At 39.4% G+C, this 22,921-nt stretch carries 19 protein-coding genes and 10 tRNA genes; 19 read left to right on the top strand and 10 right to left on the bottom strand.

Going from position 1 to position 22,921, the window contains the following annotated elements; all coding sequences use genetic code 11:
• The first annotated feature begins 18 nt into the window (after positions 1–18).
• From pth to GQR55_RS01130, 12 genes are all read left to right on the top strand, one after another.
• The gene (gene pth, locus GQR55_RS01075; RefSeq protein WP_166419131.1) at positions 19–603 is read left to right on the top strand and encodes an aminoacyl-tRNA hydrolase; all 585 of its coding nucleotides are present in this window, start codon (positions 19–21) and stop codon (positions 601–603) included.
• A gap of 52 nt (positions 604–655) precedes the next feature.
• Entirely contained in the window at positions 656–1,747 is a 1,092-nt protein-coding gene (ychF, locus tag GQR55_RS01080; RefSeq protein WP_166419132.1) for a redox-regulated ATPase YchF, read from the top strand.
• 598 nt (positions 1,748–2,345) lie between these two features.
• Positions 2,346–2,422 (top strand) — tRNA-Met (locus tag GQR55_RS01085).
• A 64-nt stretch (positions 2,423–2,486) separates the two neighbouring features.
• Positions 2,487–2,571, top strand: a tRNA-Leu gene (locus tag GQR55_RS01090).
• A gap of 37 nt (positions 2,572–2,608) precedes the next feature.
• Positions 2,609–2,683, top strand: a tRNA-Gln gene (locus tag GQR55_RS01095).
• A 5-nt stretch (positions 2,684–2,688) separates the two neighbouring features.
• Positions 2,689–2,765, top strand: a tRNA-Met gene (locus tag GQR55_RS01100).
• A 90-nt stretch (positions 2,766–2,855) separates the two neighbouring features.
• Positions 2,856–2,940: transfer RNA gene (locus GQR55_RS01105), tRNA-Leu, on the top strand.
• A 38-nt stretch (positions 2,941–2,978) separates the two neighbouring features.
• Positions 2,979–3,053, top strand: a tRNA-Gln gene (locus GQR55_RS01110).
• 71 nt (positions 3,054–3,124) lie between these two features.
• Positions 3,125–3,209 (top strand) — tRNA-Leu (locus tag GQR55_RS01115).
• Positions 3,210–3,247: 38 nt separating this feature from the next.
• Positions 3,248–3,322 (top strand) — tRNA-Gln (locus tag GQR55_RS01120).
• Between the two features lie 71 nt (positions 3,323–3,393).
• Positions 3,394–3,478 (top strand) — tRNA-Leu (locus GQR55_RS01125).
• A 39-nt stretch (positions 3,479–3,517) separates the two neighbouring features.
• A tRNA-Gln gene (locus GQR55_RS01130) sits at positions 3,518–3,592 on the top strand.
• A gap of 41 nt (positions 3,593–3,633) precedes the next feature.
• Here GQR55_RS01130 and GQR55_RS01135 read toward each other — a convergent pair.
• Positions 3,634–5,217: a bifunctional diguanylate cyclase/phosphodiesterase gene (locus GQR55_RS01135; RefSeq protein WP_166419133.1), complete on the bottom strand. Its 1,584-nt coding sequence runs from the start codon at positions 5,215–5,217 to the stop codon at positions 3,634–3,636.
• 155 nt (positions 5,218–5,372) lie between these two features.
• The gene (locus GQR55_RS01140) at positions 5,373–6,629 is read right to left on the bottom strand and encodes an FAD-dependent monooxygenase (protein ID WP_166419134.1); all 1,257 of its coding nucleotides are present in this window, start codon (positions 6,627–6,629) and stop codon (positions 5,373–5,375) included.
• Positions 6,630–6,798: 169 nt separating this feature from the next.
• Here GQR55_RS01140 and miaB point away from each other — a divergent pair, with 169 nt between their 5' ends.
• Genes miaB through lnt form a run of 5 tightly spaced genes read left to right on the top strand, consistent with a single transcriptional unit; the run spans position 6,799 to position 12,269 of the window.
• The gene (gene miaB, locus GQR55_RS01145; protein ID WP_165728902.1) at positions 6,799–8,247 is read left to right on the top strand and encodes a tRNA (N6-isopentenyl adenosine(37)-C2)-methylthiotransferase MiaB; all 1,449 of its coding nucleotides are present in this window, start codon (positions 6,799–6,801) and stop codon (positions 8,245–8,247) included.
• A gap of 50 nt (positions 8,248–8,297) precedes the next feature.
• Positions 8,298–9,356, top strand: coding sequence for a PhoH family protein (locus tag GQR55_RS01150; protein ID WP_166419135.1), 1,059 nt, complete (start codon positions 8,298–8,300; stop codon positions 9,354–9,356).
• A 4-nt stretch (positions 9,357–9,360) separates the two neighbouring features.
• Positions 9,361–9,819 carry an rRNA maturation RNase YbeY gene (ybeY, locus tag GQR55_RS01155; protein WP_002958542.1) on the top strand — a complete coding sequence of 153 codons (459 nt, stop codon included), beginning with the start codon at positions 9,361–9,363 and terminating at the stop codon, positions 9,817–9,819.
• Between the two features lie 22 nt (positions 9,820–9,841).
• Positions 9,842–10,726, top strand: coding sequence for a CNNM family magnesium/cobalt transport protein CorC (gene corC, locus GQR55_RS01160; protein ID WP_165728904.1), 885 nt, complete (start codon positions 9,842–9,844; stop codon positions 10,724–10,726).
• Complete coding sequence (lnt, locus tag GQR55_RS01165) at positions 10,707–12,269, top strand: apolipoprotein N-acyltransferase (protein WP_346774246.1); 1,563 nt, start codon at positions 10,707–10,709, stop codon at positions 12,267–12,269. The genes corC and lnt overlap by 20 nt, the downstream gene beginning before the upstream one ends.
• Positions 12,270–12,339: 70 nt before the next feature.
• On the opposite strand, the gene GQR55_RS01170 is transcribed toward lnt, so the two are convergent.
• The 4 genes from GQR55_RS01170 to GQR55_RS01185 form a co-directional block, all read right to left on the bottom strand.
• The gene (locus GQR55_RS01170) at positions 12,340–14,685 is read right to left on the bottom strand and encodes a P-loop NTPase fold protein (protein ID WP_166419137.1); all 2,346 of its coding nucleotides are present in this window, start codon (positions 14,683–14,685) and stop codon (positions 12,340–12,342) included.
• A gap of 134 nt (positions 14,686–14,819) precedes the next feature.
• A complete protein-coding gene (locus tag GQR55_RS01175; protein WP_166419138.1) occupies positions 14,820–15,071 on the bottom strand; it encodes a type II toxin-antitoxin system Phd/YefM family antitoxin in 252 nt (83 codons plus the stop codon).
• A 74-nt stretch (positions 15,072–15,145) separates the two neighbouring features.
• Positions 15,146–16,156: an RDD family protein gene (locus GQR55_RS01180; protein ID WP_166419139.1), complete on the bottom strand. Its 1,011-nt coding sequence runs from the start codon at positions 16,154–16,156 to the stop codon at positions 15,146–15,148.
• A 152-nt stretch (positions 16,157–16,308) separates the two neighbouring features.
• Positions 16,309–17,394 carry an alkene reductase gene (locus tag GQR55_RS01185; protein WP_166419140.1) on the bottom strand — a complete coding sequence of 362 codons (1,086 nt, stop codon included), beginning with the start codon at positions 17,392–17,394 and terminating at the stop codon, positions 16,309–16,311.
• Between the two features lie 180 nt (positions 17,395–17,574).
• On the opposite strand from GQR55_RS01185, the gene GQR55_RS01190 reads away from it, so the two are divergent.
• Positions 17,575–18,351, top strand: coding sequence for a hypothetical protein (locus tag GQR55_RS01190; protein WP_166419141.1), 777 nt, complete (start codon positions 17,575–17,577; stop codon positions 18,349–18,351).
• A gap of 67 nt (positions 18,352–18,418) precedes the next feature.
• Entirely contained in the window at positions 18,419–18,943 is a 525-nt protein-coding gene (locus GQR55_RS01195) for a CIA30 family protein (RefSeq protein WP_166419142.1), read from the top strand.
• A 21-nt stretch (positions 18,944–18,964) separates the two neighbouring features.
• Here GQR55_RS01195 and GQR55_RS01200 read toward each other — a convergent pair whose 3' ends face one another.
• The 4 genes from GQR55_RS01200 to GQR55_RS01215 form a co-directional block, all read right to left on the bottom strand.
• The gene (locus GQR55_RS01200; protein WP_166419143.1) at positions 18,965–19,501 is read right to left on the bottom strand and encodes a hypothetical protein; all 537 of its coding nucleotides are present in this window, start codon (positions 19,499–19,501) and stop codon (positions 18,965–18,967) included.
• A gap of 142 nt (positions 19,502–19,643) precedes the next feature.
• Positions 19,644–19,898 (bottom strand): hypothetical protein, encoded by a 255-nt coding sequence (locus GQR55_RS01205; protein WP_166419144.1) that lies wholly within the window; start codon positions 19,896–19,898, stop codon positions 19,644–19,646.
• Positions 19,899–19,928: 30 nt separating this feature from the next.
• Positions 19,929–20,405, bottom strand: a complete 477-nt coding sequence (locus GQR55_RS01210) for an FKBP-type peptidyl-prolyl cis-trans isomerase (RefSeq protein WP_166419228.1) — start codon at positions 20,403–20,405, stop codon at positions 19,929–19,931.
• Between the two features lie 20 nt (positions 20,406–20,425).
• Complete coding sequence (locus GQR55_RS01215; RefSeq protein ID WP_240916822.1) at positions 20,426–22,846, bottom strand: AAA family ATPase; 2,421 nt, start codon at positions 22,844–22,846, stop codon at positions 20,426–20,428.
• Positions 22,847–22,921: the final 75 nt, after the last annotated feature.

Consider the following 22,921-nt stretch of genomic DNA (forward strand, 5'->3'; position numbering starts at 1 on the left):
TTTTAAGGTCTCGCAACCTTGAATTCTATTCAAATGCTTGTGGGCCTGGCTAATCCAGGCCCCGAATACGCAAACACACGCCACAATGCAGGTGCTTGGTTCATCGAGCAAATCGCTGCACGCTACAACTGCACTCTAAAACACGATCCTAAATATCACGGCCTTACTGGCAAAGTGATAATTCAAGGCCAAGAATTCAAATTATTGATCCCCACTACTTACATGAATTTAAGTGGTAAAGCGGTCAGTAGTTTAGCTAATTTTTTCAAAATCCCTGTCGAGGACATTTTAGTTGCCCATGACGAATTGGATTTAGACCCAGGCGTTGCCAAATTAAAAAAAGGCGGCGGACATGGCGGTCATAATGGTTTAAAAGACATTATTGCAAAAATGGCAAATCAAAAAGACTTTATGCGTTTACGCATAGGTGTAGGTCATCCGGGGCATCGTGAAATGGTAACTGGTTGGGTGCTTGGAAAAGCGGCCAAAGTAGACCAAGAAAAAATGGATGCTGCTGTTGATGAAGCAGTTCGTTGTATGGAAATACTTGCAAAAGATGGTGTGTTAAAAGCACAAAACAGACTACATTCGTTTAAACCCTAATAACTTGGGTTCAAGCACATCGTTTAAACGAATCTAAACAAGGTATCTTACTATGGGTTTTAAATGTGGCATCGTTGGCTTGCCTAACGTTGGTAAATCAACGCTTTTCAATGCACTAACTAAAGCGGGTATTGAAGCCGCTAACTTTCCTTTTTGTACCATTGAGCCTAATACAGGTGTGGTACCAGTGCCAGATCCTCGTCTAGACGAACTTGCTAAAATTGTTAATCCTCAACGAGTTCTTACCACTAGTATGGAATTTGTAGACATTGCTGGCTTAGTAAAAGGCGCATCTAAAGGTGAAGGCCTTGGTAACCAGTTTTTAGCTAACATTCGTGAAACCGATGCAATTGGCCACGTAGTTCGCTGTTTTGAAGATGAAAACATCATCCACGTAGCGGGTACTATTGACCCTGCTGACGATATTGACGTAATCAACACTGAGTTAGTGCTTGCTGATATGGATAGTGCTGAAAAAGCCCTTTTCCGTAATTCAAAAAAAGCTAAAGGTGGCGATAAAGACGCTAAAGAGCAAAATGCTGTACTTGAAAAAGTAAAAGTGCATCTTGACGAAGGCTTAACTTTACGTGGTCTAGCACTAACTAAAGAAGAAAAAGCAGCAATTAGCTCTATAAACTTCTTAACGATTAAACCAACAATGTATATTGCAAACGTTGCTGAAGATGGTTTTGAAAATAACCCATACCTTGATCGTGTACGCGCAATTGCCGCAGCTGAAGATGCGATTGTTGTTCCTGTATGTGCCGCTATCGAATCTGAGCTTTCAGAATTAGATGACGAAGATAAGCTTGAGTTTATGGCTGATCTTGGCCTAGAAGAACCAGGCCTTAACCTTGTTATTCGTGGTGGTTATGAATTACTACAATTACAAACTTACTTTACAGCTGGCGTAAAAGAAGTGCGCGCATGGACAATCCCTGTAGGTGCTACAGCACCACAAGCAGCGGGTAAAATCCATACCGACTTCGAGCGTGGCTTTATTCGTGCGCAAACTATTGCTTTTGACGACTTTGTTTCCTTTAAAGGTGAGAGTGGCGCAAAAGAAGCAGGTAAGATGCGTCAAGAAGGTAAAGAGTACATTGTTAAAGACGGCGATGTAATGAACTTCTTGTTCAACGTATAAGTACAAATTAAACCAATTTAGCTTGGTAATAATTTTTAAAGGCTCGTTTTTACGAGCCTTTTTTGTATTTAAGTATTATAAAAATAATAATTGAGCACAATCAGGGCCTGTTGACTTTTTAGGATTGAAATTTGTTCAATCTAGGGGTTATTTAATCGCGGCGCGAGGTTTGTAACCTAGTGGGCTAAGTAAAAACCGAGCAACAAAGAGTAAATTGCCCCTAGGCAGAACCCTTCGGGCAGCGCATGTTTGGCATTTATTCTGCGTTATCGCCTATTTATGGGGAATAACCACACTACATAGGCTCTGCCTTGTCTAAATACCAAACACACTGCTGCAAATTCAACCTCAAAAGATAAACAGGCCCTAGTCTATCTTTGTAATATCGCTCAATTAAAGAAGTACAGGGTTAATTAAGATTCTGCGTATTTAAGGCAGCTAAAAAAACAGCATTTTTATTAAAATTTAGCCTGTTAGCTTAATTTTCCTGCAAACAAACACAGTTAAGTGTTTTTTTGCAAAAAAGGTGTTGACGAATTTGGGTCATATCAGCATAATACGCCCCGCACTCAGCGATGAAGTGCTAACAAAAAAAGATGGCTAAGTAGCTCAGCTGGTTAGAGCACATCACTCATAATGATGGGGTCACAGGTTCAAATCCCGTCTTAGCCACCATTTATTTTTTTGTTGCTCAATGAAGAGTTTAAAATAACTACCTGTACTTTATTGTACAAACGATGCGGGAGTGGCGGAATTGGTAGACGCGCTGGATTTAGGTTCCAGTAACTTCGGTTGTGAGAGTTCAAGTCTCTCTTTCCGCACCATTTCTTGATAAGAATTAAAACTATCAATTGTTATTGTTGGGATATCGCCAAGCGGTAAGGCACCAGGTTTTGATCCTGGCATTCCCAGGTTCAAATCCTGGTATCCCAGCCAACAATGGCTAAGTAGCTCAGCTGGTTAGAGCACATCACTCATAATGATGGGGTCACAGGTTCAAATCCCGTCTTAGCCACCATTTCTTCTTTTAGAAATGGCTCTGCAAGAGTTAAATTGCAGCTCAATGAAGAGTTTAAAATAACTACCTGTACTTTATTGTACAAACGATGCGGGAGTGGCGGAATTGGTAGACGCGCTGGATTTAGGTTCCAGTAACTTCGGTTGTGAGAGTTCAAGTCTCTCTTTCCGCACCATTTCTTGATAAGAAATAAAATTATCATTAATTCTTTGTTGGGATATCGCCAAGCGGTAAGGCACCAGGTTTTGATCCTGGCATTCCCAGGTTCAAATCCTGGTATCCCAGCCAACTTCTTCTACCAAGGAAAGTTGGATAAAAGAATTGCTCTAGCTTAGAGTTTAAATTGGCAAATTAGTGATGCGGGAGTGGCGGAATTGGTAGACGCGCTGGATTTAGGTTCCAGTAACTTCGGTTGTGAGAGTTCAAGTCTCTCTTTCCGCACCATGTTCTTATAAGAACTAAAATTATAAAGAATTCTTTGTTGGGATATCGCCAAGCGGTAAGGCACCAGGTTTTGATCCTGGCATTCCCAGGTTCAAATCCTGGTATCCCAGCCAACTTCTTCTACCAAGGAAAGTTGGATAAAAGAATTGCTCTAGCTTAGAGTTTAAATTAGCAAATTAGTGATGCGGGAGTGGCGGAATTGGTAGACGCGCTGGATTTAGGTTCCAGTAACTTAGGTTGTGAGAGTTCAAGTCTCTCCTTCCGCACCATGTTCTTATTAAGAACTAAAACTAATTCAAATTTACAGTTGGGATATCGCCAAGCGGTAAGGCACCAGGTTTTGATCCTGGCATTCCCAGGTTCAAATCCTGGTATCCCAGCCAATTTGACTCCCTTTTCTAAAACTCCCCAATACTTACTAAATTCAACCTACTTTTTCTGCATTTAAATAAACACTTATAAATTCATCTATTGTTATCGGTTTGCTATATAAATACCCTTGTAAATAATCGCAGTTCATACCTAATAGCGCTTGCTCTACCTCTTTTGTTTCTATTCCTTCAGCTACTACATCACAATTTAATCGACTCGCTAAAAATAATGTAGACTCAACAATGGCATAATCTGGTGGGTTAATGAGCATATCTTTGACAAACGACTGATCAATTTTTATTTGATTGATTGGCAGCTCTCTTAATAATGACAGTGACGAAAAGCCAGTACCAAAGTCATCAACACTAAATTTAAACCCGCGCATACTCAACTGTTGCATCATTTTTCTAGCAGCCGGTATATTTGTCATCATTGCACCTTCTGTAATTTCAAAAATTAACGAGTCGCTTAATGTAGGGTCGGTTGCGAGTAAACTAATTATAAAATCGTAAAACTCGCTGCTTTCAATATCTTTCGTTGATAAATTGACATGTATAGTACCGGTGAAACCAAATAGCTTGAGCTTTCTAATATGATTAACGGCTTCTTGTACAACCCATTTCGATAAAGGAAAAATAAGCCCTGTACGCTCAGCTACGGTTATAAACTTTTCTGGACTAATAAAGCTACCATCATCTTGCGGCCATCGGATAAGCGCTTCTAGGCCATGTAATTGCAGATCTTTAGAGTCCATTATGGGTTGTAAATAAAGCTCAAACTCATCTTTATGTAATGCCACTTTAATTTTGGCTGATAAATCAAAAAAGTCCTCCGCTCTTTTACCTATTGCAGATGAGTAATTTACTAAAGGTTGAAATGTTTTTTTAGCTTCATGCAGTGCCAAGTCGGCTTTTTTTAATAACTGATCGGGTAATCGGCTATCATGAGGAAAACGACTTACGCCTATACTTAATTGTATTTTAACTATTTGCTCATTCGTACAAAATGGAGTTTTAACAGCTGAATTTATAATATTTACACAGTAATCCATACTTTCATCCGCATCGGTATGCAGTAAAAATGCAAACTCATCACCTCCTATTCGATATAATTTAGCAATTCCGCACAAGTCTTTGCTTAGTTTATTGGCGAACGCTGCTAATAGTTGATCGCCACATTGATGACCAAACGCATCATTAATTTGTTTAAAATTATTTAAGTCGATATAGAACAATGCAAATGAAGAAGGGTATTCCACTTGTTTACTTAAGGATTTAAAAAATTTATCGCGGTTGGGTAAGGTTGTTAAGTTATCGTGCTCAGTTTGATATTTTTGATACTGGGTTGCTTGCTCTATTTTAACAATACTTTTTAAACTCAGTTTAATCACTAAATAAACAAACCCTGCTCCACCAAATAACAACATAGCGACCATATTCATCACAACAGGTGCAATAGCGTAGTTAGAAAAGTAATAAAGTACCCACCAATAGCCAAAAATAAAGCTAATAATGGCGCATAACAATATAGTCCACGCTAACTGCGCTGTTTTTTTACATACTTTAATCGTTGTTTTTAGGCTAGCTACAAGTAGCAACACACCTAACATAATCATTACTGTAAAAAAATTATCCACACACAGGCTCTTTAAAGTTATTTAATTGCAATTTAATGATGTAATGCCCGTTAAGTTAAAACCGTATTCGAGATAGTCATATCACCATCTGTTAACTTAAAAAACAGACATAAAAAAAGGCTCATAAATGAGCCTTTCTAATATCTACTTTAAATTTAGCCTAAATCACCGCTAATTGCGTATTTTAAAACCCAGTTTTTTATTGGCCCCGTATTATTCGCCATTTTTAAAAACTGGCTACGTGCCCATTTAAGTGGCGTAATTTGATTAGAAAACCCAAAGTAACAGGCATCCATCATGCTCATCATTAATAAATTGGCTTTACGGCGAGCTCGCTCGTATTCTTTAAGCTTTAGTGGGCAACCAGCGTCATCTGCATCATTTAAAATATCAGCAAGTGCCACAACGTCCTGAAAACCTAAATTAACGCCCTGCCCTGCAAGGGGGTTAATTGTATGTGCAGCATCGCCCACTAAAACCAAGCGCCCTTGCGAATAATTATTAGCGTGTTGGCGAGTAAGCGGAAATACTGCATGGGTTTGTACTTCAAAGTCTCCAGCAAGTTCCGGGAATTTATTAAGTATGTGCGTTTTTAACTGCTCTGGGTTTAACCCTCTAAATGCTTGCAGTGTATTTGCATCGTCGTACCAAATTAAATTAGCGTACGGTGCCTGCATTGGTAAAAATGCTAATGGCCCGGTTGGTGTAAACTGTTGCCATGTTTTAATTTGTTGCGGTGCATCGAGTTTAATTAATACCCCCATGCAATGCTGTTGGTACTGCCAACCTGTAATACCAATATTAGCTTTAGCACGCAGTTGCGATTGCCCACCATCGGCGGCAATTACTAAATCAGCTGTATAAGTTTGTTCTCCATATACAAGCGTAATTAAATCATCCGTTTGCTCTATTTTAGTTACCGGCAATGATTGCTCAACAACCTCAATCTTATAATGCCCAAATTGCTGCCACAAACTTGCTTGAATTAAACTATTTTCAATCAAGTGGCCTAAATGTGTCGTGTTTATGTCGGCGCAATCAAATAATAAATTGTCACCACCGCGCTCAAATGCTTCCAACTGTTGATAAGGCGCTATACGGTTTTGCCTTAAAAGAGGCATTGACCCTAATTCATCAAGTAAATTTTCTGAAAAACGATTAATAGCCGACACTCTAATATCCACCTTATCGCTACTAAGAATGTGTGATGGGTCTATAAGGTGTTTTTCGATTATGCGCACGCCAAAGCCTTGTTGAGCCAGCTTTATCGCCATAGCCGCGCCAACCATGCCCCCGCCCACTACTATCACATTATTTTTGGTCATGTTTTTCATCATTTTATTATTACTTGAGTCTGTTTTGATTGTATCAAAATTAATTTGTTTTATACCAGAGGATATCCCTAACAGCACATTAAACTCGCCCTGTATTGATTTGAGATCACAAACATGAAAACTATACTTGGATCTGGGCGGGTATCCAGCTAAAATACGCCTCCTTTAAGTGAGCATGCTTGCTCCTTAATCCTGTTTCTAGCACATTTTTGTGCCACTATCGAATTGAACACGAGGCAATATTTCAATGAGCAAAAAGCTGCATATTAAAACCTGGGGTTGTCAGATGAACGAATACGACTCTCAGAAAATGGCTGAACTTTTAGATGCCACCAACGGCTACCAGCTAACTGATGATGCAACAGATGCCGACGTAATCTTACTTAACACCTGTTCAATTCGTGAAAAAGCACAAGAAAAAGTATTTCACCAGTTAGGTCGTTGGAAGTTGTTAAAAGACGACAAGCCAGACTTAATAATTGGTGTAGGTGGTTGTGTTGCCTCACAAGAAGGTGACTCTATTCGCCAACGCGCACCATTTGTAGATGTTATTTTTGGCCCGCAAACATTACACCGTTTACCAGAAATGATTAAACAAGTGCAAGGCAACAAAGGCTCATCGGTTGTTGATATTTCATTCCCAGAGATTGAAAAGTTTGACCGCCTGCCAGAGCCAAAAGCGGATGGCCCATCTGCGTTTGTATCAATTATGGAAGGCTGTTCTAAATACTGTACTTTTTGTGTTGTACCGTACACTCGCGGTGAAGAAGTTAGCCGCCCAGTAGATGACGTATTACTTGAAATTGCACAGCTTGCTGAGCAAAACGTACGTGAAGTAAACCTACTTGGCCAAAACGTAAATGCATACCGCGGCGACACGCACGATGGCGAAATTTGTTACTTCTCAGATTTAATTCGTCTTATAGCTGCTATTGATGGTATTGACCGTATTCGTTACACCACATCGCACCCGGTAGAATTTACACCAGATATCATTGACGTTTACGCCGATGTACCAGAGCTTGTAGATCACTTACATCTACCAGTACAAAGTGGTTCAGACCGTATATTAAACCTAATGAAACGTGGCCATACGGCAATTGAATACAAATCGACTATTCGTAAGTTACGTAAAATTCGTCCTAACTTAAGCATGTCGTCAGATTTCATTATTGGTTTCCCAGGCGAAAGCCAAGAAGACTTTGAAGCAACCATGAAGCTTATTAGCGACATTGGTTTTGATATGAGCTTTAGCTTTATTTACAGTGCACGCCCAGGTACGCCAGCGGCAGATTTGCCAGATGACGTAACAGAGCAAGAGAAAAAAGAACGCTTATACTTACTACAAAATCGTATTACACAAATGGCGCAGCAAATTAGCCGCCAAATGTTCGATACAGAGCAACGTATACTTGTTGAAGGTCCTTCTAAAAAGAACCCAATGGAATTACGTGGCCGTACCGAAAATAACCGTGTAGTAAATTTTGTTGGCCCACACACAGTGATCGGACAGTTTGTTGACGTACGTATTACCGAAGCACTACCTAACTCTTTACGTGGTGACTTAATTCGTACAGAATCAGAAATGAACTTACGACGTGAAATCGCTCCTTCAGCTATTTTAACTAAAGCTGCAGCTGCAGAGCCAAAACCAGACACTGTTAACGAAATTGGCGTAGCTACTTTCGTTCCTTAGTCACACTATTAGCGCCAGTTAACGCTGGCGCAGTACTATAGGAAGCAATTTTGAGTAATCAGTTAAAAACATTAGAGATTTATTTAGAACCTGCCGATAACAAACGCCTTTCTTCTTTATGTGGCCCGTTTGACGAAAACATCAAACAAATTGAACGCCACCTGGCTGTTGAAATAATTCACCGTGACAACTTTTTTAAAGTAACCGGTAAACTGCACAACTGCGCCGGCGCTGTAGAAATCTTAAAAAACCTTTATGTTGATACTCAGCCAGTGCGTGGTGTTTTAGGCGAAATAGAACCCAAAGCCGTTCATTTAGCTATTACCGAATCAAAAGCCCTAGAGCAAGACGCATCAAGCAGCGCTTACGGCAAAGATATGGTGATTAAAACGCGCCGTGGTGTAATTAAACCACGTAACGATAACCAAGGTGTTTATGTGGCTAATATTTTACACCACGACATTACCTTTGGTATTGGCCCTGCTGGTACTGGTAAAACCTACCTTGCCGTTGCTGCCGCCGTTGACGCCCTTGAGCGCCAAGAAATACGCCGTATATTATTAACGCGTCCTGCTGTAGAAGCGGGCGAAAAGCTTGGCTTTTTACCTGGCGATTTAAGTCAAAAAATAGACCCATACCTGCGCCCTCTTTACGACGCGCTTTTTGAAATGCTAGGTTTTGAAAAAGTAGAAAAGCTCATCGAAAAAAATATCATCGAAGTAGCCCCGCTTGCTTACATGCGCGGACGTACTTTAAACGATGCCTTTATTATTTTAGATGAAAGCCAAAATACCACCGCCGAGCAAATGAAAATGTTTTTAACCCGCATAGGATTTAACTCAAAAGCGGTTATTACAGGTGATATTACACAGGTTGATTTACCACGTGGTACACGCTCAGGCCTTCGCCATGCAATGGAAGTACTTGATGGCGTAAACGAAATTAGCTTTAACTACTTTAAAGCCCAAGACGTAGTACGCCACCCTGTTGTAGCACGCATAGTTGAAGCCTACGAGCGTAACGATGAAAGCGAGCGACTAAAGCGCATTGAAAAGCAAAATGCAAAAGACGCACTTGCCGCTCTTCAACAGCCTACTACTAAAGAGTAATACTTTGACAACCGAACTTGATTTACAAATAGCCTGTGAGTTTGACAACCTCCCAAGCGAAGAGCAATTTGCACTGTGGGCCGACAAAGCCCTTAGCCAATATCGTGATGAGTCAGAGCTCAGTATTGTTATTAGCGACGAAGCGCAATCGCAACAGCTTAATAACGACTATCGTGGTAAAAATAAACCGACCAACGTACTGTCGTTCGAATTTGAAGCACCACCAGGAATAGATATTCCCTTGGTTGGTGATTTAATTATTTGCCCAGCCATTGTATTAGCTGAAGCAATTGAGCAAGAGAAGTCATTTCATGACCACTTTGCCCACATGGTTATTCACGGATGCTTGCATTTGCTTGGATTTGACCATATAAAGAGTGACGATGCTTTAGAGATGGAAAGCATAGAAAAGCAATTACTTGCAGAGCTGAACATAGCAGACCCATACCGGGACGATATTTAAATTAACGGAGCAATTAGACGCAATGAGCGACGGTAACTCGCAATCTAGCCAGGGTTCTTCTGGCAAAACGTGGTTGGGCAGAATAGCTCAAATGTTGCAAGGGGAACCCCAGAATAGAGAAGAGCTGGTCGAAGTTATTGCCGATGCGCAAGAACGAGACGTAATCGATCCAGAAACAAAAGAGATGATAGAAGGTGTGCTTGGCGTGTCTGAGCTTAAAGTGCGAGACATAATGGTTCCGCGCTCACAAATGATCACTCTTGAGATCGACAAGCCGCTTGAAGAGCTAATTCCAATGATGGTTGACTCAACTCACTCACGCTTTCCGGTGGTGATTGAAGATAAAGATCATGTAGAAGGTTTTTTGCTCGCTAAAGATTTATTGCCACTGATCTTAAATAAAGACGAGCACTTACCATCAATACGCGATTATTTACGCCCAGCAATGGTAGTACCTGAAAGCAAACGTGTTGATACACTGCTAAACGAATTTCGTCAGCAACGCTACCATATGGCTGTTGTTATTGACGAATACGGCGGCGTATCGGGCTTAGTAACGATTGAAGATATTCTTGAAATAATTGTTGGCGAAATCGAAGATGAGCACGACGAAGAAGAAGAACATCAAGATATTCGTCGACTTGCTAAACATGTTCACGTAGTGCAAGCACTCACACCTGTTGATGACTTTAACGAGCATTTTAAAACAGGTTACAGCACAGACGAAGCCGATACTATTGGTGGAACTGTACTGCACGCATTTGGCCACATGCCAAGCCGTGGTGAAACGATTGACATAGAAGGTTACCAATTTAAAGTAACCAACGCCGACAATCGTCGTATTTTGCAACTGCAAGTCACCGTTCCTAAGGATGATGATAACGACAGTGAAGAAACTGCTAACTAGACTTACCCTATTAGCAAAAGATAAAAAAGCATGGCTCGCACTGGTTGCGGGCCTTGTTTTAACTTTTGGCTATGCCCCCTTTAAAATTTGGCCCATTGTATTTATTAGCCTTGGAGCCATAATTTTTTGCATTAACCCTAATAATACCGGTAAAGCACACGCAAAAACCGCTGCTAAATATGGCTTTATATTTGGTCTAGGTTGGTTTGGTGCAGGTATAAGCTGGGTCCATGTTTCTATTGCCACCTTTGGCGGAATGCCGCTTATAGCGTCGCTCTCGTTAATGGCATTTTTGTGCGCCTACTTAGCGTTATTTCCAGCCCTTGCCTTTTGGGCAACCACACGCTTTGCCACTGGCCCTAAAAGCTTTGGTGCATTACTCATTGCTTGCTTTGCAATTAGTGAGTATTTACGCGGAACAGTACTTACTGGTTTTCCGTGGTTAAGTTTTGGCTACACACAAACCGACGGACCACTCAGGCTGCTTGCCCCTTATATTGGCGAGTTTGGCTTAACTCTCGTATGCATCGCAATTGGTTTTGCACTTTATCGCTTAACCCAAAAAGATTTTAAAACCCCTGTTGTTACCGCTACTGCTGTTGCGCTCATTTTTACAGGCGCAAGTACCACAGGCAGTATTCATTACACAGATAAAAACATGTCGGTATTACTCGTTCAAGGGAACATACAACAACACCTTCGTTTTGAGCCAAGTGAGTTTTGGACCACCATGAGCAAATACCAAGACATGACGCGCCCACATTGGGATGCCGACTTAATAGTATGGCCCGAAGCCGCAGTGCCCGAAATAGAAATGCTTGCTGACTCGTACCTAGCTAATTTAGACAGTGCAGCGTCGTTTAATAAAACCGCCCTTGTAACCGGTATTGTTGACTACCAACGCGACACCAAAAACATATTCAATACACTTATTGTGGTCGGTAATAAAGAACGCGACGACGAGCACGGGCATTATCATTACCTTGATAAAAACCGCTATCAAAAACACCAGCTATTACCGATTGGCGAATTTGTACCGTTTCAAGATTTACTGCGCCCTATTGCCCCGTTATTCGATTTACCTATGTCGTCGTTTACGCGTGGCGACAAAGTGCAAAACAACTTACGCGCCAATGGCTTTAATTTACTTCCCGCTATTTGCTACGAAATTGTTTTTGCAGACTTAGTACGCGGTAATTACAAAAGCGACTCCGACCTACTCTTTACTGTAAGTAACGATGCCTGGTTTGGCGACTCTATTGGGCCTTTGCAGCATATGCAAATAGCCCGCATGCGCTCGCTCGAACTACAACGCCCCCTAGTGCGTGTTACTAACAATGGTGTAAGCGCCGTATACGACCCCATAAGCCACACACAACAAACCATGCCTCAGTTTGAAGCTACTACATTGAAAGCCAACATTAAGCTTATAAAAGGCGACAGCGTGTACAGTCAATACGGCAATGTGTTTGTTTGGGGATGTGTGTTGTTGCTAGGAGTTGGTGGTTTTGGGCTAAAACTAAAAGATAAAAGAAATATTTAAAATTAAAGCGCGGTAAGATAATTATCGCGCTTTAATTTCAAGCTCAAATAGCCGCCTCAATTAATTGAAACTAAAGCTTTAACATTTGCAATATAAATTTTAATGCATCACTTCTTATACCTTCAAATTCATCATCATTCGCTTCTCGCGCTTCAGCTATTTGACTATAAATCACACGGGTGTTTTCTGATTTAATATTTTTAATCAAAGACTTTGCTTCATTTAAAGTCGCTTTATCTAAAGCATGGACTAAATCGGGTACATCTGCGGCATTGCTTGAGAATAGATACAATAAGTTAGCTTGGCTGACCGAGTCATTACCATTAATAAATTGTAGAATAAGATTATTCATAGGAACTTTATAATTTTTGGGCTTACTACCAGAACGCCCAAATGAGCTAAAACTGCTATAGATCTTTAATATCGCAAACAAAGTACCATATGTAAAAGAGGTACGTTGCTCAAATAAGTCGTTTATTATTCTTTCTGAAAAAAGATAGTTCATAAATGCACTACTTGGGTTTACTTTGTAATCCCTTACTGCAAATGATGTTAAAAGGTCAAAAGACTTTCTTGATGATCGGACATTAATCGCTTTTTCAAATAATTTTTTAGCGGTCGTTTCATCTTCAATTTCATTGTAAAGAATACACCAGCCATAGCGCTCAATGGAATCAAGCCAAAAGCTAGAAGTCTCATCATTTTCCACAGCAGCACATAAGTCAGTAATTGCTTGGTTTTTAATAATACGGCTATCACCACTAGAAATTTCATTCAACGTTTTAAAAACGTGCCTTTGTTTAAGCTTACTATTTTCAAGTCTGCCTCCTATTAAGGATCTACTTATATGCTCGTGTTTATAAAATGATAAAACATGATTTGGCACTCTATCTTTTGAAATGTTCGTTTCTTTACTTTTTATACCTAACAAAAGATCAATTAAGCGAAAGTGCTCTAAACAAGCTTTTATAAGTTCTTTATCTAAATTATCTTCCCGAGAAAAGTTATCTGTAATAAATTCATCTAATGGTTGGCTTTTAAAGGCTGTATTATTTAGTAACACTATCAGTGCATCGTAAATAGATGGGTTATTATTTTTCAATACCTGAAGTAATACAAGATCGTAAAATAACACTTCACCGCACAATGCCAGCCAAGCAGATTTAATTTGCTCTTCAAGAGTATGCAATGCTCTAAATGAAGGTAACAATTTATTTATAAGTTGTAGTGGGCGCCTAGATACACCTGGCTTTAAAAGAACTTTTTGATAATACATTTGCGTATCATTATCTATTAACTTATTTTCTAACTCGGTTATTTCTTTAATAAAATTTGGTTTAGAAAAATCAAATCGTATTGGGCAAATACGCAGTAAAGTATCAGAAAACTCTGGGCGGTTTTCACCAGCAAAAATATAATCAATACCTTGCAGCTCTTCTAATCTATCTAGCAGGCCAGCAAGCGCATGAAGACTGTCTAGCGCCTTTGCATTACGATCGAGGTCTTGAACTGTTACTAATAACCTCAAATTTGCTGCATTAATAACATCACTTAAGCTTTTTAAAAGTGCATCAGGGGATGTAGGTTTATGCATAAACGCTGCAAATATTTTAGAAGACGTATTACCTGCATTCATAGCTGAAATATAGTGCGATGGTAAAGATCGAAATTTACACATGTCAATCTCAGTGCTAAGTGCTATTAGCACTTCATCCAATACATATTGGATAATAGATTCAGCCTCAACACCCCATAGATCAATATTACAGTGAACTAATTTAGGCAGTTCTTTTTTATTTTTTAGTTCATCAACAGCTAAATTTATTGCCGTTGTTTTCCCGACACCAAAAGCTCCACATATTAAAATTCGCTTACTGTTCGCTTTACTTTTCTCATCGCATAAAGTTTCTTGAATTTGTTTAGCAATATGCCGCGTTGAAGCCTTGTTTTTTGGGTCATCAATACATAGGGGGGTTATTTTTTGCCTAATAAGAACTTTTAAAAACTCTAATGCTGGTAAAAATATTAATCCACCTAAAATAGGTAAGTATATAGGCACTAAATCTAAACTAAATAAAATGCTGGTCGTTTTAGATTCAAAAAAGAACCAAATAGCAATAGTGCATGTTACAGATAGCATTAGCGAAGGATACCGCCAATGAAATTGCCAATATCTTTTTGAATTATAGATAGAGAAACTATCTGCAATTTTATTTACGGCTAAGCCTGCTAAAAATAATAATGTAGCGTAACCATACAGAGGTGCAAAATTTGAAGTATTAAATGTTTTGTGGAGAAGATTAGCCCAACTGTACCAAAGAGCTTGGATACTCGTTATCGAAGACAAAATTGAAAATAAAAAATAGGTAATAACCCCATATACAATTAATGTTATATAACGAGAAAAAGTGACCATATTCATCCATGTACTCAATATTTACTTTTTTATATGCTAACACGCCCTAATAATAAACAGAAAAATAGTCTGAGCTACTTTATGTCACTTTAAGCATTAGCTTTTTCTAATTAATGTAATCCAATTGATAAGAGCTATAAGTTATCAATGCTAACTTCAATCTCCTGAGATAAATCAGCTCTACGACTTTCAACAATTTTAGCTAATTCAAAATCGTCAAGCTGATCCATTAGTAACTCATACAATTGTGCTGGAACTAAATAAGCAACTGGCTCATTATATTTTAAAATCTCGATAGCTTCTCCATCAGCTTTATTTAAGAGCGCAATTGGGTTTTTCCTCAGTTCTGAAATACTTGCTGAACAATCAGCTAATAACGCTTTCATAAAACACCTGATAAAGTTAAATCTGTGCTTAATTTTAAGTTTTTAAACTCAATCTGTATATTTTTATAATTACTTTACTCTTTCACTGCATCTATAACTGTTTCAACATCCACAACTTGATTCTGGTTACCTTTAATAACCACTGTCGCTGATATTTTATCTTGAATAGCTTGTCTGTTTGGATCCCAATATATCTGCAAAAACCCTAACAGCCCGGTGGCAAAGCCTGCACCATAGCCGCCGTAGCGACCAAAACAATCTAATAAACCCAATGGCTCACCGCTTAGGGCGACAACACGGATATTACACGCTTTTTTACCCGGTGTTTGGCCACGCCAAAGTAACGAGAACAACGTAAAGTAAACAGCAGCCCAGCCAAAACCCAAACCTAAATCTTGAATAATGCCTTTGCTCCACTGCAAAATACTGTTTGTAGTTGTTTGTGCTGGCTTTTCTTCTATTAACTGTGCAGGCTTTATTTCGTTATTTTCACTGAGCACTAATAGATGTAAAAATACGGTAGCAAGTTGTGGGTTTTGTAGGTCATCCATTTCTGCTAATTTGGGAACTTGCCCAATTAAATTATCAAGCGCGTTTTGTTGGCAAGGTTGCTCACAGCTGTCATCGGCTGTTTGCGCTAAATAAGTATTTACGTGTTGTTTTTCTGTGGCGGTAAGCTGAATTTCATCTTGTATTTTTACGCCCTGAACAGCTAAACCTTGATCGGCGTTATCGTCTTCTAGGTAATCAATGCCAATTGAAAGCACAGTAAGTGCGCTTACAAATAAAATACTTGCTGCCGTTATTTTTAAGATTCTTCGCCACACATTCGACATTTTAGGAAGGTATTGCTGTGCAGTACCTTTATAAAAAGCCATTGCAGCGACAAATGCTATTAAAGCCGCGCTGAGTTTGGCTGCTAAAAATATCAGTGCAACATCAATAATAATCGCTAGTGCACGCCGAATTGGCGTAGCTAAAGGCAAGCCCAGTAAAGCACTGTCTATTTTAAAGGCGTAGGGGGTAACAACTTCTCGGGTTTCAGAATTTGATAATTCTAATTGTTCTATCTCTTTGGCTTTCATTTGTTTTCTTGTTATTAAAATAGGTAACCCGGTTAACTTACGCGTTTTTTATTTTTTGCTCAAGGTAAAGCTAATAGAATCAGTGCACAAAAAAGGGCTGCATAAAATGCAGCCCTTCATGTTTTTACTCAATGTTTATTACTTACTAGCAATTATACCGTTGGATAATCGGTATAGCCTTGCTCTGCACCACCAAACAAAGTGTCTGGATTGTGGCTATTAAGCGGCTTGCCTTGCTTTAGGCGTGCTGGTAAATCTGGGTTTGATACAAACGGGCGACCAAAGCCAATCATGTCGGCCCAGCCTTCGCTAAGTGCTTTGTTTGCGCGCTCTTTGGTGTACTTGCCTGCGTAAATTAATATACCCCTGTAGGCTTTACGAATAGCGTATTTAAACTCAACACTCATTAAAGGTGCATCATCCCAATCGGCTTCAGCTATATGCATGTAACCTACACCGGCTTTATTTAATGCCTCAGAAACCGCTAAATAAGTTTCCTCAGGGTTTTCGTCTACAGTGCCATTAAGAGTTGTTAACGGGGCTAGTCTTACGCCTACTTTGCTGCTACCAATTTCGTCGCTAACAGCATTTACTACTTCAATTAAAAAGCGTATACGGTTTTGCACGCTGCCACCATATTCATCGGTGCGAGCATTTGATTCTGAGTCTAAAAATTGGTTAATAAGGTAACCATTTGCAGCATGAAGCTCTATGCCATCAAATCCTGCATTAACTGCATTTTTAGCAGCTTGACGAAATTCGCCTATGGCTTGCGTAATATCTTGTTTGCTCATTTCGCGTGGTAGTTGGGTGTCTACAAAACCCGGCGCGCCATTTGTATCTACAAATACTTTTACGTCTTTTGCAGCAATAGCCGAGGCTGAAATAGGCTGCACGCCACCGGTGTTGTCACTGTGGGTAACACGGCCAACATGCCAAAGCTGAGCAAACATCACGCCACCAGCGCTATGTACTGCGCTTGTTACTTTACTCCAACCTGCAACTTGCTCATTTGAATAAATACCCGGTGTCCAAGCGTAACCTTTACCAAGCTCACTAATTTGCGTGCCTTCGCTTACAATTAGCCCGGCACTTGCGCGCTGTGCGTAATATGTTGCCATTAAGTCGTTAGCTATATCGCCAGGCTGTGTTGAACGCGAGCGAGTCATTGGGGGCATAACGATACGGTTTTTTAATGTTTTACTTGCAAGTTCTATTGGTTCAAAAAGTAATGTCATAATGCCTCCTAAGTTTGATTGCGCTCATAATAACGTAACCAAGCACCTGCAAAAACAACAAAAACTGCAAAATAGTTTTGTTGTATCTGCAATAAAGCTACAAAGTAAAACACATTAACTTTAGGTGAACTAAATGTATTTTATTGACTCTTAACAGCACTATTAAGTTGAGGGTTTGATGTGAATAAAGGGAATGCATGGCCGTGGGTTATCTCGTTATGTATACACGCTATTGTGTTGTACTTTTTGTTTTCGCAATCTATTAAAGTTGCGCCGCCAAAGGAGGAAAAAAGCGCAATAATACAGGCCTATGTTACGGTTAATTTAGCAAGCCTACCTAAGCCAAGCTCAGTTGTTACAACAACTAATGCGCCTGATATAGAACCTGTAAATACTAAAACTGATGCACCAAATGCAGCGACCTCTAACACTACACCTATAAAAAAAGATTCTACAAAAGCCAAAGTAAAGGTGACTAAAAAAACGCAAGCCAAAACCACCACGTTACAAAAGGCACAAACAGAGCTTAAAAAAGAGCCTGTAAAACCTGTTGAATCCCAGTTAGCCACGCCTTCAGAGCCTACAACAAAAGTTTCTCAAACATTTAAAAAGCTAAATCCATACGCGCCGCTATTTGGCTCTCCTGTAAATAATATGACTAATAAAAAAATGGTCTCCTTTGATGAAAATAAAAGCTCTGAAAATGATGAGATAAACAATAAGCCCACTATTAAAACACCAGTAAAGTCTGATAAATCAGAAGTTATTAGCCAAAATACAACAGGCACACGACGATTAGAAAAATTTAATGGTAAATGCTATTTAATTGATACTTCAACAGTATTTGGTAGTAATGGCATGCCTCAAGGTAGCGGTAAACCCTGCCCTGAGGATAAAACTGATAAAGAAATTATGTTTGAAAAAATCATGAAAAAATGGAGTCGTAAAAATAATTAGCTTTAAATAAGTGAACAAATAATATGTTTATCCGTATTGATAAGCTTAAAGTACTTAGGAGTAAGCCATGATCACCAAACAACTATCATCACTTTTTGTATTTAATTTATTAGTTGTAAGTGCGCAAGCTAATGCAAACCAGCGCTGGTACGTTGTTAACGACTCAGTAATGGGCGGTGTATCTAATAGCCAATTCACACAAACTCAAGAAAGTTTGCTGTTTACAGGCAATGTTTCGCTTGATAATAACGGCGGTTTTGCATCAATACGTACAGAGCTAAATACACAAAGCCAAAATATTAAAGCTATAGCGCTGCGTGTTAAGGGTGACGGGCAAACTTATCATCTTAGGCTCAGAACAACTAATTCTCTTGATGGCGCAGCGTACACTCATTCATTTAAAACAGTAAAAAATGAATGGGTAGATATAAACTTTGCTCCAAGTGATTTTACTTTAACGTATCGCGGTCGCATGCTTGAGCAACAACCAACTATTGATTTTGATGATATTAAACAACTAGGCTTTATGATTGCAGGTAAGCAAGAAGGTGAGTTTGAACTAGAAGTGAGTAAAATTGAGTTTAAAAGCTAACCCACCAGCATGTTGGTGGCGCTAAATAGTATAGTCGTCGCCTCGCCTTTTCATTTCACTAATAACCAACTCAACCATTTGTTGTTTTACTGCCGCTTGCTCTGATTTCAACTCTCCAAGTTGCAGCTCTAGCATGTCTATTTGCTCTTGTTGTTGCGTGTTTTTATATTTTTTAGAGCCTAAGTGCTCTGCATCTAAAGTTAAATTGGCATCACTTTTATTTATCTCATTGGCGCTGCTATCTATGGTTAAACTTCGCTGTACTGGGCTTTGTTTAAGTTTATTAATTTGTTCTTGCAGCGCAATAACTCGCCCAGTAAAGTGCTTGTATACTTTTTCTAGATTTTTATATTGATTGCTAAACGTAGCGTTATCTTCACTATATTCTTGCGCTTTGGTATCTAGAAACTTAGATAACACATATTTTGGCTCTTCTTCATTCTCTTCCTCGCTATTTTCTCCACTCGCTTTTTCAACAGATAGTTTATCTGATTGCGCTAAAGGTTGAGTATTTGGGTTGTGTACTTGGTATGGAATGGGAGTCGGTGAAATCTTCATTATTTTATCCCTAAAATAGCTTTGTAACTATTATAGGTATCGACCTCGTATTAAAATCCTTAAGTAAATTTTATTGTTAGCTAAAAGCAAAAAGCCCCACTTTATTAAAGTAGGGCTTATACCAATTTATTAAACTAACTCGTTACTTAGTGCTCTGGCTATCTTGCGAGAGCGCAATAAGAGCAAGCGCTGCATTGAGGCGAGTATTTAAATTATTATAAATAGTCATGCCAAACACACCGATAATACAAACTATTAAACCCATTTGTAGGTTAACGCTCATCTCTAGTAAAAAAACAGCTGCAACGAGTAAGCATAGCGCCAATGCATAAATAATAGATTGAAAGGTAAAGTTAATATCACCTTTGGCTATTTTAAGTAATTCATCTTTATTCATAATTTACTTCCTTGTTATTTAATTTAATTACTAAGACTCAATTGCCAGTAACTCTACTTCAAAAATAAGTACTGAGGCAGGAGGAATACTCCCTACCCGTTTTTCGCCGTACGCTAATTGATGCGGTACGTATAACGTGTATTTGTCGCCTGGGCTCATCAGTTGTAAGCCTTCAGTCCAGCCTTTAATAACTTGGTGTAAACCAAAGCTAATCGGTGTTTTACGCTCTACTGAGCTGTCAAACACAGTGCCGTCGATTAGTGTGCCATGGTAATGCACGTTAACCATACTTTTTGAGGTTGGTGTGTTTTCACTATCGCCTTTATGGATTACTTTATACTGTAGGCCAGATGCGGTTTCGACCACGCCCTCTACTTTTGCGTTAGCGGCTAAGTAATCTGCACCTATTTGTGCATTTATGCCTGCTTGTTGTTTTGCTTTTTTACTATTTTGAAATATTAAAAAACAAAAAATGGCGATAACCACCGCCAAAATTATATTGATCATCATTAACCTTTTTCATTGTTTTACTTTTCGTTATCTGACTCTTCGTCTTTTTCGTCGTCATCATCGCCATTAACTATGTCGGCAATTTCTTTAAGACGAGCAAGTGCAATCCCGTTTACTGAGTTTTCTGGATACTGGTCATCAATAATATCGCCAGCTTCTATATCCATTAACAAGTTAAGCGCTTGGTCTACGGTTTCTACTGCATAAATATTAAATTTACCCGATTCAACCGCATTAAGTATTTCGTCATCAAGCACTAAATTAACTTGGTTTGATTTAGGAATGATAACGCCTTGCGAACCTGTTAAACCACGCATTTTACACAGTTTAAAAAAGCCTTCTATTTTTTCGTTTACGCCACCAATGGCTTGTACATCGCCGTGTTGGTTAATAGAGCCGGTAAGCGCAATAGATTGGCTAATAGGTAGGCTTGTAATAGACGATATAAGCGCACACAACTCTGCTAAAGATGCGCTATCGCCATCTATGTAACCATAGCTTTGCTCAATAGCAATATTAGCGCTAAGCGTTAAGCTAAAGTGCTGCGCATATTTATTACCAAGGTAGCCGGTAAGTAGCATAACGCCTTTTGAGTGAATTGCTTTACCAAGCTCGGCTTCGCGCTCTACATCTATTACACCATCGGCGCCAGCATAAACCGTTGCGGTAATACGCGCTGGTGTACCAAACGAGGTATCGCCAATGTGTAATACGGTTAAGCCATTTACTTTACCAATGGCTTGGCCGTCGGTTGCAATAAGTGTGTGACCTTCTTTTATGTCACTTAGCATATTTTCGCTAATTTGGCCGGTACGGTATTGCTTACCCTCAATGGCCTCGTCAATATGGTGCGCATCAATAACAGTTAATTTATCTTGTTTTGCGTAGTAACTCGCTTCTGCAATAAGCTCAAGTACATCAGCAAAACGCGCTGACAATTTATTTTGATGCTCAGCTTGGCGGTAACTAAATTTAAGTAAACGCACCATAGCAGCCTGCGTTGCAGTGCACTTTAATGTTTGCTCACAATACTCGGTTACTTTAGTAATAAACTGATATTGCAATTTATCACTACTTGGCAAGTAGTAATCAAAGTCGGCTAATACTCTAAATAGCTCTGCAAATTCTTCGTCGTATTCACCTATGGTGTAGTACAACTCACGCGAACCTAATAAAATAATTTTTACATCAAGCGGTATAAGCTGCGGGCGAAGTGTAAAGCTCGTCCCTACTGTGCTGTCTTGGTACGGTAAATCGTTTTTTATTTGGTGTGTTTTTAACGCGAGCTTTAAACCATCCCACACTTGTGGGTTTGCCATGATTTTTTCAGCGTCCATAATTAAATAGCCGCCATTAGCACGGTGTAATGCACCTGCCTGAATTGAGCGATAACAAGTAATTAAAGAGCCTTGCGATGTTGAGTACTCAATTTTGCCAAATATATTGCCAAACGTTGGGTTAGGCTCGTACACAACCGGTGCTGCGTCGTCTTCTTTAAACTCAACTAAAATGTTAGGTGCAAAAAAGTCGGTAAGCATGCCTTTTCGGTCAAAGTCTTCTTTGCTTTCTTCACTTTCGTCTTCGTCATCGAGCCATTCAAGTACCGCGTCTATAATTTCAACGCGAATATCTTTTAAGTAACGCAGTACGCCAATATGAGTTGCGTATTTATGTTCTAAGTCTTTTAAAAGTGGTTTAGTGGCTTGCTCTGCTGTCGACTTTTTAAGGTTACGTTGTTTTTCTTTTGATTCGCGTTTCCAACGTGGCAGCTCTATTAACGCTTCTATTAATGCATCTTCTAGCTTTTCAATTTTTTCAAAAAACTCTTCACGTAACGTTTCTTCAAGTTCGCCAAATTCGCTGTCGCTTAATTGTTTACCATCTACAAGTGGTGCAAACCCGACTGAATTTTTTTCTTCTACTAATGCAACGCTTTGCTCAAACGCCGCAATTTCTACTGCGGTAATAGCACTGTCGTAGGCGTCGTTAAATTCACGGTCGATTGATTTTTTCTTACGCTGATACGCTGGGTTATCAAATGCAGCAGGAAAGGTGTCGAGCACTTCATCTAAAAATGAATCTATGTCGTCACTAAGTTGCTTGCTTTGTCCTGGTTGCATAAACAATGCAATGGGCTCTCTGTGATCATCGTAATTATTTACGTATAACCATTCGTTTGGCGTTGAGCGGTCTTTTGCGTGTTGCTTAAGTTTATCTTTAACAAGCGTAAAACGCCCGTGAGCAGCCTCGCCCATTACATAAACGTTATAACCCGGCAGTTCCATCCCTAATGAAAAATCTAAAGCACTTTGGGCGCGTTGTTGGCCTATAAACGTAAGTTGCTCTGGGTATGGATTGCTCATGCACGTGTTTACGTGATTAGTAGATATACTCGGTGCGAGCTTTGAAACAGATAGTGGCAGCAATTTTTTCGTCATTCTAACTTCTTTTTTTACCAGCATATTCGCTGGCCTTTGGGCGTATTAAGTGGCCCGCAGCCACTTAATACTTAT

The sequence above is a fragment of the Pseudoalteromonas sp. Z1A8 genome (assembly GCF_011378855.1).
GTDB lineage: Bacteria > Pseudomonadota > Gammaproteobacteria > Enterobacterales > Alteromonadaceae > Pseudoalteromonas.